General features: G+C 48.9%; 18 protein-coding genes. 3 read left to right on the forward strand and 15 right to left on the reverse strand.

Annotated features, from left to right (window positions below; genetic code table 11):
- Nucleotides 1-4: 4 nt before the first annotated feature.
- The 5 genes from glmU to mtnP all read right to left on the reverse strand — a co-directional run bounded on the left by glmU (nt 5) and on the right by mtnP (nt 5,147).
- Nucleotides 5-1,393, reverse strand: coding sequence for a bifunctional UDP-N-acetylglucosamine diphosphorylase/glucosamine-1-phosphate N-acetyltransferase GlmU (glmU, locus tag HZB31_14225; GenBank protein MBI5849077.1), 1,389 nt, complete (start codon nt 1,391-1,393; stop codon nt 5-7).
- Complete coding sequence (locus HZB31_14230) at nt 1,390-2,028, reverse strand: DUF502 domain-containing protein (GenBank protein ID MBI5849078.1); 639 nt, start codon at nt 2,026-2,028, stop codon at nt 1,390-1,392. The genes glmU and HZB31_14230 overlap by 4 nt, the downstream gene beginning before the upstream one ends.
- 62 nt (nt 2,029-2,090) lie before the next feature.
- Nucleotides 2,091-2,846, reverse strand: coding sequence for a YebC/PmpR family DNA-binding transcriptional regulator (locus HZB31_14235; GenBank protein ID MBI5849079.1), 756 nt, complete (start codon nt 2,844-2,846; stop codon nt 2,091-2,093).
- A gap of 120 nt (nt 2,847-2,966) precedes the next feature.
- Nucleotides 2,967-4,340: a sigma-54-dependent Fis family transcriptional regulator gene (locus tag HZB31_14240; protein MBI5849080.1), complete on the reverse strand. Its 1,374-nt coding sequence runs from the start codon at nt 4,338-4,340 to the stop codon at nt 2,967-2,969.
- Between the two features lie 15 nt (nt 4,341-4,355).
- Nucleotides 4,356-5,147 carry an S-methyl-5'-thioadenosine phosphorylase gene (gene mtnP / locus HZB31_14245; GenBank protein ID MBI5849081.1) on the reverse strand — a complete coding sequence of 264 codons (792 nt, stop codon included), beginning with the start codon at nt 5,145-5,147 and terminating at the stop codon, nt 4,356-4,358.
- Between the two features lie 90 nt (nt 5,148-5,237).
- Between mtnP and HZB31_14250 the strand changes: the two genes are divergently transcribed.
- On the forward strand, nt 5,238-6,623 hold the full coding sequence (locus tag HZB31_14250; GenBank protein MBI5849082.1) for a TldD/PmbA family protein: 1,386 nt from the start codon (nt 5,238-5,240) through the stop codon (nt 6,621-6,623).
- 133 nt (nt 6,624-6,756) lie between these two features.
- Nucleotides 6,757-7,647 (forward strand): UDP-3-O-acyl-N-acetylglucosamine deacetylase, encoded by an 891-nt coding sequence (locus HZB31_14255; protein MBI5849083.1) that lies wholly within the window; start codon nt 6,757-6,759, stop codon nt 7,645-7,647.
- 257 nt (nt 7,648-7,904) lie between these two features.
- On the opposite strand, the gene HZB31_14260 is transcribed toward HZB31_14255, so the two are convergent.
- The 5 genes from HZB31_14260 to HZB31_14280 all read right to left on the reverse strand — a co-directional run bounded on the left by HZB31_14260 (nt 7,905) and on the right by HZB31_14280 (nt 10,984).
- Nucleotides 7,905-8,465 (reverse strand): winged helix-turn-helix transcriptional regulator, encoded by a 561-nt coding sequence (locus tag HZB31_14260; protein ID MBI5849084.1) that lies wholly within the window; start codon nt 8,463-8,465, stop codon nt 7,905-7,907.
- A gap of 406 nt (nt 8,466-8,871) precedes the next feature.
- A complete protein-coding gene (locus HZB31_14265; GenBank protein MBI5849085.1) occupies nt 8,872-9,411 on the reverse strand; it encodes a DsrE/DsrF/DrsH-like family protein in 540 nt (179 codons plus the stop codon).
- Nucleotides 9,412-9,421: 10 nt separating this feature from the next.
- Nucleotides 9,422-9,646, reverse strand: a complete 225-nt coding sequence (locus tag HZB31_14270) for a sulfurtransferase TusA family protein (GenBank protein ID MBI5849086.1) — start codon at nt 9,644-9,646, stop codon at nt 9,422-9,424.
- Nucleotides 9,647-9,702: 56 nt separating this feature from the next.
- On the reverse strand, nt 9,703-10,560 hold the full coding sequence (locus tag HZB31_14275; GenBank protein ID MBI5849087.1) for a deoxyribonuclease IV: 858 nt from the start codon (nt 10,558-10,560) through the stop codon (nt 9,703-9,705).
- A gap of 208 nt (nt 10,561-10,768) precedes the next feature.
- Nucleotides 10,769-10,984, reverse strand: a complete 216-nt coding sequence (locus HZB31_14280; protein ID MBI5849088.1) for a DUF1858 domain-containing protein — start codon at nt 10,982-10,984, stop codon at nt 10,769-10,771.
- 198 nt (nt 10,985-11,182) lie between these two features.
- Here HZB31_14280 and HZB31_14285 point away from each other — a divergent pair, with 198 nt between their 5' ends.
- The gene (locus HZB31_14285) at nt 11,183-11,599 is read left to right on the forward strand and encodes a hypothetical protein (GenBank protein ID MBI5849089.1); all 417 of its coding nucleotides are present in this window, start codon (nt 11,183-11,185) and stop codon (nt 11,597-11,599) included.
- A 6-nt stretch (nt 11,600-11,605) separates the two neighbouring features.
- Here the strand turns inward: HZB31_14285 and HZB31_14290 are convergent, their stop codons facing one another.
- The 5 genes from HZB31_14290 to HZB31_14310 all read right to left on the reverse strand — a co-directional run bounded on the left by HZB31_14290 (nt 11,606) and on the right by HZB31_14310 (nt 16,422).
- The gene (locus HZB31_14290; GenBank protein ID MBI5849090.1) at nt 11,606-12,274 is read right to left on the reverse strand and encodes a Crp/Fnr family transcriptional regulator; all 669 of its coding nucleotides are present in this window, start codon (nt 12,272-12,274) and stop codon (nt 11,606-11,608) included.
- A gap of 156 nt (nt 12,275-12,430) precedes the next feature.
- On the reverse strand, nt 12,431-13,552 hold the full coding sequence (locus tag HZB31_14295; protein MBI5849091.1) for a DUF362 domain-containing protein: 1,122 nt from the start codon (nt 13,550-13,552) through the stop codon (nt 12,431-12,433).
- A gap of 14 nt (nt 13,553-13,566) precedes the next feature.
- Nucleotides 13,567-14,388, reverse strand: a complete 822-nt coding sequence (gene rsmI, locus HZB31_14300) for a 16S rRNA (cytidine(1402)-2'-O)-methyltransferase (GenBank protein MBI5849092.1) — start codon at nt 14,386-14,388, stop codon at nt 13,567-13,569.
- 55 nt (nt 14,389-14,443) lie between these two features.
- On the reverse strand, nt 14,444-14,692 hold the full coding sequence (locus tag HZB31_14305; GenBank protein MBI5849093.1) for a hypothetical protein: 249 nt from the start codon (nt 14,690-14,692) through the stop codon (nt 14,444-14,446).
- A complete protein-coding gene (locus HZB31_14310) occupies nt 14,692-16,422 on the reverse strand; it encodes an NAD+ synthase (protein ID MBI5849094.1) in 1,731 nt (576 codons plus the stop codon). Before HZB31_14310 ends, HZB31_14305 begins: the two co-directional genes overlap by 1 nt.
- Nucleotides 16,423-16,656 lie beyond the last annotated feature (234 nt).

The raw sequence follows: 16,656 nt of genomic DNA on the forward strand, positions 1-16,656 counted from the left end.
AACCTCATTTGCCGGCCTTCTTCCTGGCCTTGACCCGCTTCTTCGCCCAGTCTTTGATACTCCTCTGTTCTGACCTGCTGACCGCAAGGGACCAGGGAAGAACGTCCCTGGTGATCGTTGATCCTGCGCCTATGTAAGCGCCTTTGCCGATTTTCACCGGCGCCACAAACTGCGAGTCGCTGCCGACAAAGACATTGTCACCAATGATGGTCTGATGCTTTTTTTCACCGTCATAGTTACAGGTTATGGTGCCTGCACCTATGTTGACATCGCGGCCGATGACTGCGTCTCCGAGATAACTGAGGTGGGATGCCTTTGCACCCTTCCCCATGACGGCCTTCTTTAGTTCAACGAAATTTCCTATCTTTGCATGGGCTCCGATCGCAGAGCCGGGCCGGATATGCGCAAACGGGCCCACGCTTGCGCCCATGCCGACTTGAGAATCTTCGATCACCGTCGAGTCTTTGACCACCGCATGGTTATTGATACTGCTGCGGGAAATTCGCACATGGGGATAAATGGTCACGTTGCTGCCTATTTTCGTGCCGGCCTCGATGAAAACATTCGGATAGATAGTCGTGTCCCTGCCGACCGAGGCATTCGGATGGATAAACACCGAGGCAGGATCAAGGAAGTTCACACCCCCGGCAATGCATCTGCGTACAACACCCTGCCGCAGCACCTCTGATGCCCTGAGCAGCTCTTCCCGGGTATTCACACCCATGAATTCTTCCTCCCCGCCAATGGCAAAGGCAGATGTCCGCAGGTCCTGCCTGAGCGAAAGCGATACGATATCGGTCAGATAATATTCGCCTTTCTGCCTGTTCATATCCAGTCTGTCAAGAAGAGGAAAGACATCATGATTGATGGCATATACACCGCTGTTCACTTCATGGATCTTCTTCTGGCTGTTGTCAGCATCCTTCTCTTCCACAATAGCAAGGAATTTTCCAGTCCCTCCCCTGACAACCCTGCCATACCCCCTGGGGTCTTCCGCATGAAACGAAAGCACGGAAATGGCATTATTGTTCTTCCGATGAAGTAAAAGGAGCTGTCTGATCGTCTGCGGCTCAATAAGAGGGGCGTCACCGTTTAAGACAATCACGGTCCCCCTGAAGCCCTTCAGTGCCGGTATGGCGCTCCTGAGTGCATCACCCGTGCCTTTCGGCTCCTTCTGGATTACGAACTGAAGATCAGGAGCATCAACCTCTCTTTTGAGAATATCGATCTGTTTGCCGGCAACAACAATTACGCGCTCAGGTTTCAGCTTCAGGGCAGTGTCAATGACAGCCTGAAGCATGGGCATGCCACAGACCTTGTGGAGGACCTTCGGTAAAGAAGACTTCATTCTCTTGCCCTGACCTGCGGCAAGGATGACACAGGCGATTCTCATTCCATAGACTCCCCTATCCTGTGAGGCGCGGCTATCCCTCCTGAGAGGATGATCTTCATCCCTTCATCAACCGGGATATCCGTAGCAAAAACCTCCCCTTCAGATACCAGCACGATATCTCCCATATACAGGTTGTTCGTCGGCACATACACTGCCCTGAGGTTTAGTTCTTTGCCATTGCGGTCAGCCAGAACCGTGCGTTCTTTGGTAAGAAACCCAAAGGCATAGGCGCCCTTCCGCGGATACTCAATAATCACGACCTTCTTGAATGAAGATGTTTTGCTCTCCGGCGAAAAGGCATCTACCAGCTGTTTGATGGCTGTATAGAAGCTCTTGAATACAGGGATATTGAGAAATATGCGCTCAAAAAAGAGAATAATCTTTTTGCCGAAGACATTTGTCGAGACGATGCCGACGACAAAGATAAGAATAATCGCAGATATAAAACCGAGACCAGGCGTGTGGTATCCAAGTATCCGGTAATAGACAGGCTCAAGCAACCCATCAACAAACCGGAAGAACCAGGCGATTACGAGGATTGTGATTATTGCGGGGATCGAGATAAAAAGCCCGGCTATAAATTTTCTTTTAAACGTTACCCTGATCGAGGTTGCAGTCATGTTAGACCTTGCCATGGACCCCTGCAGATTGCTTTTCTGATATACACGATTCCCGTAACGACTTCACAGGCACCGGCTCACTTATTGATCTTCTCCGCCACATCATCCGGGATATCGAAATTTGCATACACATTCTGCACGTCATCGTTGTCCTCAAGGGCATCAACAAGCCGCAACATCTGCTCTGCCGCCTTTTGATCAAGAACAATATAATTCTTCGGAAGCATCGTAACTTCGGCAGACTCAAGGGGAATAGCTGCCTTCGCCAGCGCCTCTTTCACAACCGCAAGGTCTTCAGGGGCTGTTATGATCTCAAAGTTATCTTCTTCCGGATCGTTTTTCATATCCTCGGCACCGGCGTCAAGTGCCGCATTCATGACCGCATCTTCGGATGCACCTGACTTGCCGACCAGGATATAGCCCTTCTTGTCAAACATCCAGGAGACGCATCCCGACTCGCCAAGGCTTCCACCATTTTTTGACATGATAAAACGGATCTCGGGAACGGTCCTGTTCTTGTTATCCGTCATTACCTCGACCATTACCGCAACACCTGCAGGGCCATAGCCTTCATACAGGTATTCCTCATACGACATGCCCGGAAGTGCTCCCGTTCCTTTCATGATCGCCTTTTTTATATTATCGTGAGGCATATTCACTTCTTTGGCAGCGTCTATGGCAGTACGCAGGCGAGGATTACTGTCAGCGTCTCCTCCGCCAAGTCTGGCTGCAGTACTAATTTCCTTCACGATCTTGGTGAAGGCCTTCCCTCTCTTGGCGTCGGTGATCGCTTTCTTGTGCTTTATTGAAGCCCACTTCGAATGTCCTGACACAAAATCCCCCTGAAAAGTAATTGAAAACTAAAACATGAATTATCTATGTTTTTTATAATAATGGCAAGCAGTTCAGACTGTCAAGAAACCGGTCTGCAATCTAAAGGCCGTCAACAGGGTTCAGGGATTCTCTATGCCATAATCTTTGATCTTGGTAAGAAGGGTCTTGTAACTCACCTGAAGGATTTCTGCTGCCTTTGTTTTGTTTCCTTTCGTATCTTTCAGGGCCTTTGTAATGCGCTGCGTCTCGACAATACGGGTCGCCTCTTTCATTACCTCTTCGAGGGTCCCGTCCGCAGGGAGGTTCCTCAGAGAACTCTCGATTGCCATCTGTCTGTTCAGCACAATGTGGTCATCGGTAACCGTATCTCCCTCGCAAAGGATAATGCCGCGTTCAATGCAATTTTCGAGCTCGCGCACATTTCCCTTCCAGGGATAACTGATGAGAAGATCAAGGGCCTCCCTGGCAATACGCAGATGCGGTTTCTTCAGTTCACGGCAATATTTGCTCATGAAAAATTCGACAAGCAGCGGGATGTCATCTCTGCGTTCTCTCAATGGCGGAATAACGATCGGGAAGACGTTCAGCCGGTAGAAAAGGTCTTCCCTGAATAGCTGCGCCTCAACGGCCCTTTCAATATCCTTGTTGCTTGCGGCGACGATCCGCACATCAATCCTGATAGCCTTGATGCCTCCCACGCGTTCTATTTCACCTTCCTGTATAACTCGCAGGATTTTTGCCTGAAGTGTCAGGTCCATCTCAGCGATTTCGTCAAGAAAGATCGTCCCTTTGTCAGCGAGTTCGAACTTGCCAATCTTCCTGGCTTCCGCGCCGGTAAAGGACCCTTTTTCATGGCCGAAAAGCTCTGTTTCAAGAAGTTCCCTCGGTATGGCAGCACAGTTTATGGGAACAAAAGGGTGCCCCCTTCTACTGCTTAGGCTATGAATGGCACGAGCGAAGAGTTCCTTGCCCGTGCCGCTCTCGCCAAGGAGCAGCACCGTGGTCTTTGCAGAGGCAACCTTCTGGACTTTCTGGGCAACTTCGGTAATCGCCCTGCTGATCCCAATAATCTTCGGCATACCAAGCTTTCCCGTAAGTTCATCTTTAAGCAGGATGTTTTCGGTTATAAGCCGCTGGTTTTCAAGTGCACGCTTAATGAGAAGGAGAAGGTGGTCGGTATCGAAGGGTTTTGTAATAAAATCAAAGGCCCCCTCTTTCATTGCAGCCACGGCGGTCTCTACCGTCCCAAAGGCGGTCATCATGATTACCGGTGTAAACGGACTTTCCGCCCTTGCCGCCTTCAGCACCTCGATGCCGTCTTTCCGGGGAAGCTTCAGATCAGAGACGATGAGGTCAAAACGGCTTTCCCTGATCTGACGGATGCCGTCGCTGCCGTCACCCGCAACGGCAACGCGGTATCCCTCCGCTTCCAGGGTTTCCCGTAGCATCTGCGCCATGGAATCTTTGTCTTCTACGATCAGAATGGTCTGCATACGAGTATTACCTTATCAGGCCTGCATCCTGGCGTTCGTCAGACTACCGCCGCAGGTGCATGCCGACGGTGCCGGATTGAGACTGAAAAATGCCTTAAGCAGGGCTCTGATCTGCTGCAGGGAAGCCTTCATCGCAGCGACAACCTCTGTTGCCGAAAGTCTTCCTTCTGCTATGCCTGCAGCAACATTCGTCACAACCGCAAGACCGGCGAAACAGATCTCTAACTCGCGGGCAAGAGCGGCCTCGGGCATGCCGGTCATGCCTACTACGTCAGCGCCGATCAGTGCAAATTCCCTTATCTCCGCCGCAGTTTCAAGCCTCGGCCCGTTCACTGCGATATAGGTGCCTTTTCCCAGAACATGGACGGCGGCCTCTGAAGCAGAAACAAGCAGCATCTTTCTCAAGTCAGGACAAAAGGGTTCCGTAAAGTCAATGTGCACTACTTCATTTTCATCATAAAAGGTGGCTTCCCTGCCGCTGGTTCTGTCGATGATCTGATCAAGAAGTACAAGAGATCCCGGCCTCATTTCCTTGCTGATGCCGCCTGTTGCACCCACGGAAAGGATCCTTTTTACGCCAAGTTCCCGGAAGCCCCAGATGTTTGCCCGATAGTTTATCCTGTGTGGCGGAATATGATGTAGTGAACCATGCCTCGGAAGAAAAGCAATCTCCCTGCCCGACAGCCTCCCGATCCGATAAAGGTCGGAAGGCTCACCAAAAGGTGAACTCAGCTTCACTGATTCTATGATCTCAAGCTCAGGGATAGTATAGACACCACTTCCCGCTATTACGCCAAACTCAGGCACAAGATCTCCTTTTGTTTAGAAGGCAAACGCAGCAGCCCTGCAATACAATAGTGCTATAATAACTTACTTGGCACAAATGGTGAACAGAAAATGATCGAAAAAGAACTGCATCTTGATCTCCTGAAAAAGGTCCTCTCCCGGGGCGGAGATTATGCTGACATCTTCATTGAATCGCAAAAGACTCTATCGTTTGTCATGGAGGACAGCAGGATTGAAAAGATCGTATCCGGAACTGATGCGGGAGCAGGCTTTCGCCTTCTGCGCAGAGGCAAAACCTCCTATGCGTACCGCAATGACCTTTCCAGACAGTCATTGTTGCAGTCAGCCTCAGAGGCAAGTAAAATGGCTGCAGATATACCGGCGATAACCCCGACCTCACTGGCAGCCAGAAATTCTTCGGTACAGTTCACCATACCGTGTATGCCGGAGGACATTCCGCTTGAGAATAAAATTGCTCTCGTCAGGAAAGCCGACAAGATCGCAAGGTCCATTGATCATCGCATCAGGCAAGTCACTGTCACCTACAGGGATTCGGTCCAGGATGTTCAGACCGCAACCTCTGAGGGGTTCATTGCTGAGGAGCAGCGCGTCTATACCCTGCTCACGGTTCGGGTCATTGCAGGCTCAAATGGGATAGTACAGACAGGATACGAAGCAGTCGGCGGCTTTGCCGGTTTTGAACTTTTCGAAAAGGAACATATCGAAGAAATCAGCAGCAAGGCCGCAGCACGCGCTATCATGATGCTCGGCGCACGAAAGGCCCCGGCAGGGAGAATGCCGGTGGTGATCTCATCGCTTGCGGGCGGAACGATGATCCACGAGGCTATCGGGCATGGTCTCGAGGCAGACCTTGCGCAGCAGGGTCTCTCGGTCTTTTCAGGGAAGCTTGAACAGCGGGTGGCATCTGAACTGGTCACGGTCATTGATGACTCAACCCTCCCGGGCAGAAGAGGATCGTTTAGGTTCGACGATGAAGGGACACCATCGCAGCGAACGGTTCTTGTTGAACGAGGCATTCTTAAGAGTTTCATGTATGACAAGCTTACCGCCATGAAGGACAGGACCCAGTCAACAGGCAATGGCAGACGCGAATCGTATGAGAGCAGGCCTATTCCGAGAATGACCAATACCTATATAGCGCCCGGAGCTGATAATCCAGAGGATATTATCCGGTCAGTCGACCGGGGCCTGCTCGTGGTAAAAATGGGTGGCGGACAGGTAAATACCGTTACGGGTGATTTTGTCTTTGACGTCCAGGAGGGATATCTTATCAAAGGGGGCAGGAAAGACGAGTTGGTGAAAGGGGCAACGCTTGCAGGCAATGGTCCGGAAGTGCTGAAAGCGATCGATATGGTCGGCAGCGACCTTGGCTTTTCTATCGGAACGTGCGGCAAGGATTCACAGGGAGTACCTGTTACGGATGCGATGCCGACCGTCAGAATACCCGAAATTGTGGTAGGCGGGGCCTACGAATAACTGAGTTTCGTGGGCAGATACTGATGCAAAAATAAGACAGTTATTGTTATTTATCCACGCAACTTCTCATCATACCGTTTGAAAACAAAGAATATACACAGTGGCATTCTACTTGCATAATCTACCTTACATTATGTTGCGAGCACAGCGAACCATAAAAAATGAAGTGTCGTTTGAAGGTATAGGCCTCCACACAGGCAAGCATTCACGCGTGACGCTCAAGCCTGCTTCGCGTGATGCGGGGATAACCTTCATAAGAACGGACAAGCCTGCCATCATTAATGCTCATGTCGGAGCTGTTATTGATACTGCATTTGCAACAACCATTGGGGTTAATGGTGTAACAATCAGGACGGTAGAGCATATACTTGCGGCGCTGGCCGGGCTTGGAATCGACAATATCATCATTGAAGTGGCTGGTCCCGAGATACCTATTCTTGACGGCAGTTCAACAGAGCTTATCAGTTTTGTTCTCACGGCCGGCATAGCAAAACAGGGCAAGAAAAGACCATATTTGAGAATCAACAAGCCTTTTATTTTTGAAGATGGCCATGCGCATATAGCTGCGTTTCCCTATTGCGGCAGCAAAATAACCCAAAGCATCTTTTTCCATCATAACGGTATCGGCGAGCAGAGGATCAGCATTGACATTACCGAGGAGAATTTTGTAACAGAGATTGCTCCGGCCAGAACTTTCGGATTTCTAAAGGACATTGAATATTTGCGCAGCAATGGTCTCGCAAAAGGTGGTTCTCTTGATAATGCCGTTATAATGGGAGAAAACGGTGTAATAAATGCTTCTGGACTCAGGTTTACGGATGAGTTTGTGCGTCATAAAGTTCTTGATTCTATTGGAGATTTTTCCCTGATCGGGTTTCCGATCTATGGACATATTGTTGCGAGCAAGTCAGGCCACTCAAGCAATATCAAATTTCTCAGGAAACTTATATCCGCCCCGGAGATTTGGGATATTATTGTTGAAGAGCAGTTGTCTCCTGTCCATGATATGCAAATAAGTATTTAAAATCAATACGTTGTCAGAATCATCAAAATCTTTTTCCTAAATTTATTGAGCTTGTGCTAATATAAACAAAAAAAAGCTGGGGAATTGCTGTTCCCCAGCCATAGTAACCAAGTATCTTTTAACTATTTCTTCTTCTTTGTTGCTGCTGCCTTCTTCGGAGCTGCCTTCTTTGTTGCTGCCTTCTTCGCTGCGGGCTTCTTTGCTGCTGCCATGTTGGTCACCACCTTTCTTTACCCCAATTCAGGGGGATGTTGAGATTAAAGCTTCCCCATCAGGATGATCTTCTCTCCTGACAGGAGCTTTTCAAGCTCTGGGTCTCCGCTTTCCTTCTTGCTTTTGAACTCGGCCTCATCGATCATGGTCACGCTGATCTTTTTGATGAAGCGCTCTTCAATATCCTTGAGACCCTCAAGCGAGACTGAGCCGACTATCAGGACATTGACCGTGTCGGCCTCCTCACTTTCTGTATAGGGACCGAATATGAAAGCAATTTTTGCCCCTGTTGTCTTCAGCATCGCCTTAAGCGCACCTGTCACGCCAAGTGACTTTGCAATGATGCTCTTCAGTTCAGTAAAGAAAGGGGATTTTTTGTCGGCCTGGAAATATTTGAGATTTGCAACTTTCTTGCTTATAAGGATACCCATATTTTCAAGATTGTCGAGCTCTCTCTTGACACCGGAGGGGTTTTTTCTCAGAAGCGTGGCAATTTCCCTGACGTAGAACCGTTCGTCAGCATTATTTAGAAGCAGCGCCAGGACATCGGCTCTAATGGCCGATGAAAAAAGACTCTTTAGTGTATCTCGTGCCTGCTTGCTCATGTCTTGTGTATATTTATACAACAGGAGTATCCCACTTGTCAACAAAAAAATCATAAATAATAACAGATTGTTCAAATACTGGAACAGACCAATATTTACAAATAAACGATACTTGCGGCGAGATAAACGATTCTGCTGTTTGCGAGAACGACTGATCATTTTCCCTATATGACTATTACCAACCAGACAACAGTCATTGTCTAGACCGCATGCTTTGTTGACTTGAAGTGCTGGAAACACCAGCATCGATGCATTATCTATATGTTGGGGTCTGAAGTTAGTTACTACTATTTATAGGATTTTCAGTTGAACAGCAGATTGGCAATAAAGGCCTTTATACAGCGAGGTAAATGCTAAGGGCAGGCTGGCAGGATCAAAAATCCCTGCAACCTGCCCTTATTTGAAACTAAACAAAAAGCGTGGTATTTGAATTAAAAGAACTGCCGAGGAATGCCGCAACTCCGCCAAACTCGAGTCCGTCTATGAGATCTTCCTTTTTGATCCCCATCACATCCATCGACATCTGACAGACAACAATTTTAACACCAAACTCGATCGAAGTATCCACAAGCGACTGAAGCGAGGTGATATTTTTTTTGCCCATCATGTAATTGAAGAGCTTTGGCCCAATACCTGCAAAGTTCATTTTTGATGTAGGGAGATTTGCAGTCCCTTTCGGCCTCATCATCGTTACCATCTTTTCAAGAAAATTCTTTCCTGCGCCGGTCATGGTCGGCTTCTTCAGTACGTCGATACCCCAAAATGTCACGAAAATCGTGACTTCCTTTCCCATCGCAAGAGCTCCGTTGGCTATGATAAAGGCAGCAAAAGCCTTGTCAAAATCACCGCTGAAAAGCACCATAGTAAGGTTTGATCTATTGGCCTCAACCTTTTCCAGTCGCTCCTCAAGCTCTTTAATCTTCTCCTGGACTGCGTCTGTAGTCATAAGTCCTCCGCTACTTCTTGGTAATGATAACCGTAATATCCTTGCCGGTCTTCGTGAGACCGCTCATAGGATGACCAGTCTCTTTGGCCCACGCAATGATATCAGGCTCAAACCCGGCATCATCGCTGATAGCCTCAAACATGTCACCCGAAGCTCCTTTTTTTACCGCTGCTGCCAGCTTCATGATCGGCATGGGGCAGCTCAATCCCTTCAGATCCAATGTAGTCTTTGCCATGGTGTCCTCCTCAAATGTATAATTTTTATTATAGCAATAGTCAATAAGTTTAGCAACTAAAAAGAAGGCTGTGTCAGAAGCATTCTGACTGCAGTCAAATTCCTCGGGTCATCTTCCTCTGTCTTCTTTGGCGTCTCCAGAATCAGGGGAATATTGGGAAAAAATGGATGCAGAAGAAACTTTCTCAGCCCTGTTCTTCCAATCGTACCTTCGCCAATATGCTCATGCCTGTCGACACCCGAACCCATAGGCTTTTTTGAATCATTGAGATGAATAAGTCTGAGATGCTCTTTGGACATATATTTACCAATCTCCTGAGCCAAACCCTCTATGCCTTTTTCAGTGGCAATATCATATCCTGCAGCAAACGCATGGCAGGTATCGAGGCAGAGGCCCGCAATGAGATCAGATGACACCTTCTCTATAATCCCGGCAATATCTGCCATGTGCGAAGTAATATCTCCCCGTTCGCCGGCAGTATTTTCGAGCAGAAGACCTGCCTTCCATCTGCCCTGCCCAGCGACCTGCTTCAGAGCCTCCACTGCCCGGGCACGTGCGGCAGCAGGCAGATCCCCTGAAGCGCTGCCTGTGTGAAGCACCACATATTCGGCATCGATCTCGTCTGCAATATCCAGCTCCTGAATCACCATACGGACCGACTTATCGAAAAGCTCAGTTCGTGATGAAGCAAGATTAATAAGATAAGAGGTATGGATCACAACTGGCGATAAATCAAACTCCTGTTTCAGTTCCCTGAATCGCATAATCTCTTCAGGGGATCTTTTGGCCAACTCCCAGCCTCTTGGATTGTGGGAGAACATCTGAACAGAGGAACAGCCGAGGTCTCTTGCACGTTCAAGACCTTTGTCAATGCCGCCGGCAATGGAAATATGAACTCCGATCCTTCGTTCCATGATGGAGTATCATACCAAAAAAAGCCCCCTGATTATAAACCAGGGGGCTTGCATATGTACACGTTCACACTATTTTCGTTTTAATGGCCGCCGTGGATCAGGACAGGCAGGCATCGCACACACACATAGGTATCTTTGCCCTCATGCAGGCACGCCAGCAGCACTCTTTCCGTATCAGTGGCATTGCAGACAAAACATTGTGCCATGGTTATCCCTCCAGCTCATTAATTTCGTTAACTACCTTATCCGGGTCAAGATTATGCATCATGGCCCCGAAGGAAAGAGACTCTACATTAATGCCGGGACAGGTGAAGCACCCGCCGCCGAAATACTTCTGAATGATGTCCTTTGCTCCCGGCACATCCCTGATCACGTCTCCAATAAGAGTGTCCTTTGTTACAAGCTTCTTATCCGTTGCTGCCATCTCTTTATCCTCCTATGGTATTGGCGCTTCTATCGTTTCTATTTTACCTCAGGAGTTGTACGCATACTATGACTTTCATCATACGCATACAGCCGACATCCATATCAGCGATCTGACGTATGACGTTCATCATAGACACGCTGCGCATTCTGTTTTATGATGTAGGCAGAAATCATAACAGTATCCTGAGGAGGGAACATGGACAGATTTGTAAAGAACTTTATCATCATGAGTATTGTGTACCTGGCGGTTTCGACAATACTGGGTATCGTAATGCTGCATCATCCGCAGGCGCTTTCCTTCAAGTTCGTACACTCGCATCTCAATATGTTAGGCTGGGTCTCAATGATGATCTACGGCGTGGGATATCATATCCTGCCAAAATTTGCAGGAAAGTTTCTCAAATCTCCCAAACTTGCAGAACTGCAGTTCTGGGTCGCCAACGCGAGCCTGATCGTGATGCTGCTCTTTTATACCATGAATGTGATGAGCCCCGCATCGAGCTACATCACGATCGCTACTCTTGCAGGCGTTGCGCATGCATTTTCCATAGGGATCTTCTTCTATAACATGCTGGCAACGCTTCTGCCTGCAGCCCCCCCGCCTCAGAGATAAGTCAAGTTATGTCAGGGATCTCAGCTTTTCGAGGTCCCTGATGATGATCTTTCCGGACTTTGCATTGATTAGACCTGCCTTGGCAAGTTTGCTCATGGTCCTGATGGATGTCTCAACGGTCGTGCCGACCATCTCTGCAATATCCTGCTTGGTGAGCTTCATGGTAATTGCAATTCCTTCAGAAACCTTCTCGCCCGATTTTTCTGAAAGCTTGATAAGAAGCGATGCGATCCTCGATTCGACCTTCTCAAGGGCAATGTTCTTCAGGGTTTCATGGGTATCCTTAATCCTGTCACCAATATTCATTGCCATGCAGTACATAAGGTTTGGCAGTTTATCCATGAGGGAAAGCAGGTTCTTTCGCGAAATTTTCAGGACCTCACTGTCTTCCATGGCTACCGCATTGGCAGGATAGGGAAATCCGCGAACAACGGCAATGCCCCCGAACATCTCATGAGGCGAGATGATCTCAAGGATAATCTCCTTGCCCTCATTCGACAGCTTGGTAATCTTGACCTTCCCTGTTTTTACGATGTAGAGCCACTCAGAGGAATCTCCTTCAGAAAATATAGACTCTTTTTTCGCAAGAGTCTCACTCAGAAGGTACCGGGAGAGCTCTTTAAGCTCTTCCGAACTTAACGTGCTGAAAATAGAGACTTTTTTTAAGTCAAACATGGCACCTTATCCTCCGTGCACTTTTTATAATTATAATTAATAGCCAGCCTAATTTTTTTCTTGACAAGCCAATTGAAATCTGGTTACATATAATCAGTAAGCGCCTCGTTACCTCCCCTAAGCTGCTGTCCATTTTCCACGGACAGCAGCATTTTTTTATCTAACATCTGCCAGTTCATACTTTCTTGATCCAAGTCCAAGCTTTTCAGCCTCCTCCACCTGCATAAGATACGGTTTGTCATGCAGCTTCATAAGAATGTCATCACCCTTCCGGAGCCCGTGGTCATCAGCAAGTGACTGCTCAAGCGGACCGGCCTTCAGTAACATATCAATGCTCGCCTGCTCTATTGCAACCAGATCTTCAGATACCAGGATACCTAAATCCTGAATTACAGGGACATCTGCAGAGGGCATACAATCACATTCAGGCTGTATCTCGGTCAAGAAATTGATGTAAAGGATCTTCCTTGCTTCAAACGTTCCGATGACTGCTTTTGCCGCCTCAGCCAGCGAATGCATAAACCGCTGATCATCACCAGGAAGGGTCAGGGACTCGTTCTGACAGACCCGCTCACACCTTCCGCACCGCCAGCAGATATCGCGGTTCCAGACGATCTCATCGTCCTTGAATGTAATGGCATCAAGCGGACATACCTCCTTGCACTGAAGGCAGAGTTCACATTTGTCAGAATTCCAGACAAGCTCTCCTTCGCCGATCGTATGCATGGCGCCTCTGCCGCATTTCCATCCACAGGTGCGGTGAGAACTGCTCACGCCTCCCATGGCAAGATTCTTTATCGCTCCAGCGTACCCGGCATTAATATGGCCTTTTACATGGGAACATACGACCATGGCCGGGACGTCATGGACCAGAGACGCAACCGCTATCTGGCCGAGTATCTCGCCTGCCTTGACCATGATGCTGTCGTTGCCGTACAGCCCGTCAGCAATCACCACAGGGGCTCCGACGCTCAGATGGTTTATACCGTTCTGGTTGGCAACCTCAAGATAGTCCAGCCCCTTTATTCTTACCGTATCGGTAACAAAAGGCTTTGCGCCTATCCTTTTGAGCGCATCAACAACCTTTCTGAGAAAAACCGGCCTCACAACCCTGTGGGCTCCCTCTGAACCAAAATGTGTCTTCACGGCAACCCATTCTTCCGGGCTGAAATAGTTCATCAACCCTATCTCCTTCAGGAGCTGTTCAAGCTTCCCCGGCATACTGTCATCATATTTCCACTTTCTGGCACGCGCCGATGCAAAATAAACCTTTGCCATGATCGATCTCCTCTTTAGCCTTCAAGGCTCTTGTCGTACAGCTCTTTTTTGCTGAAGCCATAGGCCTCGCCGATCTTTTTTGCCGATTCCTTTCTACCCATACCCTTCCTCATTAATTCCTTGACCTCTTTTAAGGCATCGTCCATATGCAGTTCCCCTTTTTCAGGTCTGCCTTCAAGGATAATCACATATTCTCCTGCAATAGTTGAATGCTCAAGACCTTCCAGGACTGCAGAGACCGTGCCGCGAAAAACCTCCTCATGGAGTTTGGTCAGCTCCCGTATCACCACGATATTCCGCTCTCCGATCACGTCCGCAATGTCTGCAATCGTTTCAAGGATCCGGTGCGGCGCCTCGTAGAATACAAGCGTCCGCTGTTCAAGACTGACCCGCTCAAGCATCTTTCTCCTCTGCGTCTCCTTTGCAGGGAGAAAACCGCAAAAGGTAAATTCCTCGGTCGGAAACCCTGAAAGAGAAAGTGCGGTGATCACTGCAGAGGGTCCAGGCACGGGAACAACGCGAATGCCCTCTTCAACCGCTTTTTTTATAAGCACGGTCCCAGGGTCTGAAATGCCGGGAGTGCCGGCGTCGGAGATAAGGGCAACAGACATGCCATCCTTCAGCCGCTGGAGCGTCTCCTCAGCCTTGACCTTCTCTTTTTCGCCCCAGTAGCTGACCAAAGGTTTCCTGATTTTAAAGTGGTTCAGCAGCTTAAGCGAATGGCGGGTATCCTCTGCTGCGATGAGATCGACCTCCTTGAGGATACGCAATGCGCGCAGCGTAATATCCTCCAGGTTGCCGATCGGCGTTGAGACTATGTAGAGCGTGCCTTTCATCCCGAAAAAAGGCACCCGAAAGGGGCAGCAAGAGAGGAAAAAAGGCCACGGGTCTTCACTGCTGGTTCAGCATCTTTTTCAGTCTTCTGTCGGTCTTCACAATCTCGTCCGCATCATCTCCGGCAAGTTCCCAGGTATACTCGTCCCTGGGTGACCGTTTCAGCTTGATCTTTACCGGTTTTTTCGGTTTTATCTGCTGCAGTTCAGGCTGCTTTTTAAACTGAAATCCGTCCTTCTCCGCAGTAGAGACAGAGACCGGGGCCAGAAGCATAACTGCTGCAATCAGCAGACCATACATACGCATCAGTAACTCCTGTATCTGTTTGTGATCGGGAATCGCCAGTCCCGGCCAAAGGCTCGCCCTGTTATCTTGATGCCGGGAGGGGACTGCCTTCTTTTGTATTCGCTTCTGTCTACCATGCCGATAATGCGTTTTGTCTGCTCTTCCGTAGCGCCAAGACCAAGAATATCATCAAAGCTGAGTTCATATTCAATGTATGCCTTGAGCACCGGATCAAGCTGATCATAGGGAGGCAGAGAATCTGTGTCCTTCTGGTTCGGCTTAAGTTCCGCAGTTGGCTCCTTTATCAGAACCCTCTCCGGAATAATCTCTTTTTTGTGCACGGCGTTGCGCCACCTGCAGATATCATATACAAGGGTCTTAGGGACATCCTTGATCACGGCAAATCCTCCCGCCATATCACCATAGAGCGTTGCATAGCCAACGCTCATCTCTGATTTATTGCCTGTGGTCAGCACCAGCCAGCCGAACTTGTTGGATAATGCCATAAGAAGATTGCCGCGTATACGCGCCTGAAGGTTCTCTTCGGTAGTATCCATCACCTTGCCTGCAAATTGCGGCTCCAAAACTCTCATATAGCTTCCCATGATACCCCTGATAGGAAGTTCCACAATTCTGATGCCGAGGTTCAGCGCGAGCTGTTCAGCATCCTCCCGGCTCTCCTTTGAGGTATAGGGCGAAGGCATGAAAATGCCGGTTACGTTCTCCCTGCCTATGGCGTCTGCTGCAATGGCTGCAACAAGCGATGAGTCTATGCCGCCGCTCAGGCCGATGACAACACCCTGGAACCCGTTCTTCCTGACATAGTCAGCCGTGCCTAACACCAACGCGCCATATACTTCTTCCTCTCTCTCCCCGAATGATTCTATCCGAGGCATAGGCAATGCCTTTCTCTTTGTATGGTCAGGAATTGAGACGCTGATCTTCTTTACGCAGCGGACAGATTCTGTCTCCTCAGTATCCACAGGCAGAAGGTCCTTCCGGTATTGATGCACTCTGCTTACATCAATATCGAGCATCATCATGGCCTCGTCGAACTGTGCTGCCCGGGCAATCAGTCTGCCCTCGTAATCATAGACCATACTGCAGCCGTCGAATACGAGTTCATCCTGGCCGCCGACCGCATTAAGATATGCAATAAAGACCCTGTTTTCGCGCGACCGCTCTTCAAGGATCTTTTCCCTTGCCGCAGGCTTCCCCATCTCGTAGGGAGACGCATTGATATTGATGATCAGCTCTGCGCCTGCGCGCGCCTGGGTGAGCGCCGGGCCCTGCCTGTGCCAAATATCTTCGCAGATGTTCAGACCGACCTTCACGCCGTTCATGCGGTAAACCGGGAAGCGGTTGCCCGGCCTGAAATAGCGGACCTCGTCAAAGACACCATAGTTGGGCAGCAGGATCTTGTGATAACTGTCTTTCATCCTGCCGTCTGCTATTATGGCTGCCGCGTTATATAGATTGTTGTTCACACTGTCAACAAATCCTATGACAGCGGCAATGCCTGTTGTTTTATCGACGATCTTTTTGAGCGCTTCCTTATTGTCAGCAATGAATTGGGGTTTAAGGAGGAGGTCCTCGGGCGGGTACCCGGTAATGGCAAGCTCGGGGAAGGCAACAACATCAGCCTGCTGCTTTTTAGCCTTGCTGATTAAAGAGAGGATCTTTTGGGAATTACCCCTCAGATCGCCGACCGTCGAGTTCATCTGCGCAAGCGCAATGCGAAGCGTTTTCATGCATGATTCCTTTGCAACATAGGTACATAATAAAGCAAAGCAGGGCCTTTGTAAAGAATGAGAATCCCTGAAAATATGGCCAATAATTGTATGCTCTGCATGCAGACAGTCCGTTCCTCAAAGCCTTTCAAGGCGATAGGATCAGGATAAGGGCCTGTTGTCGTGATTCCGAAACAATACTGATTTGCAATATCCTGGCCCGGATATTAACGTGCCTGCAAGGGCCATTCGGTA

The organism is Nitrospirota bacterium, from assembly GCA_016235245.1.
Taxonomy (GTDB): Bacteria; Nitrospirota; Thermodesulfovibrionia; order Thermodesulfovibrionales; family UBA6898; genus UBA6898.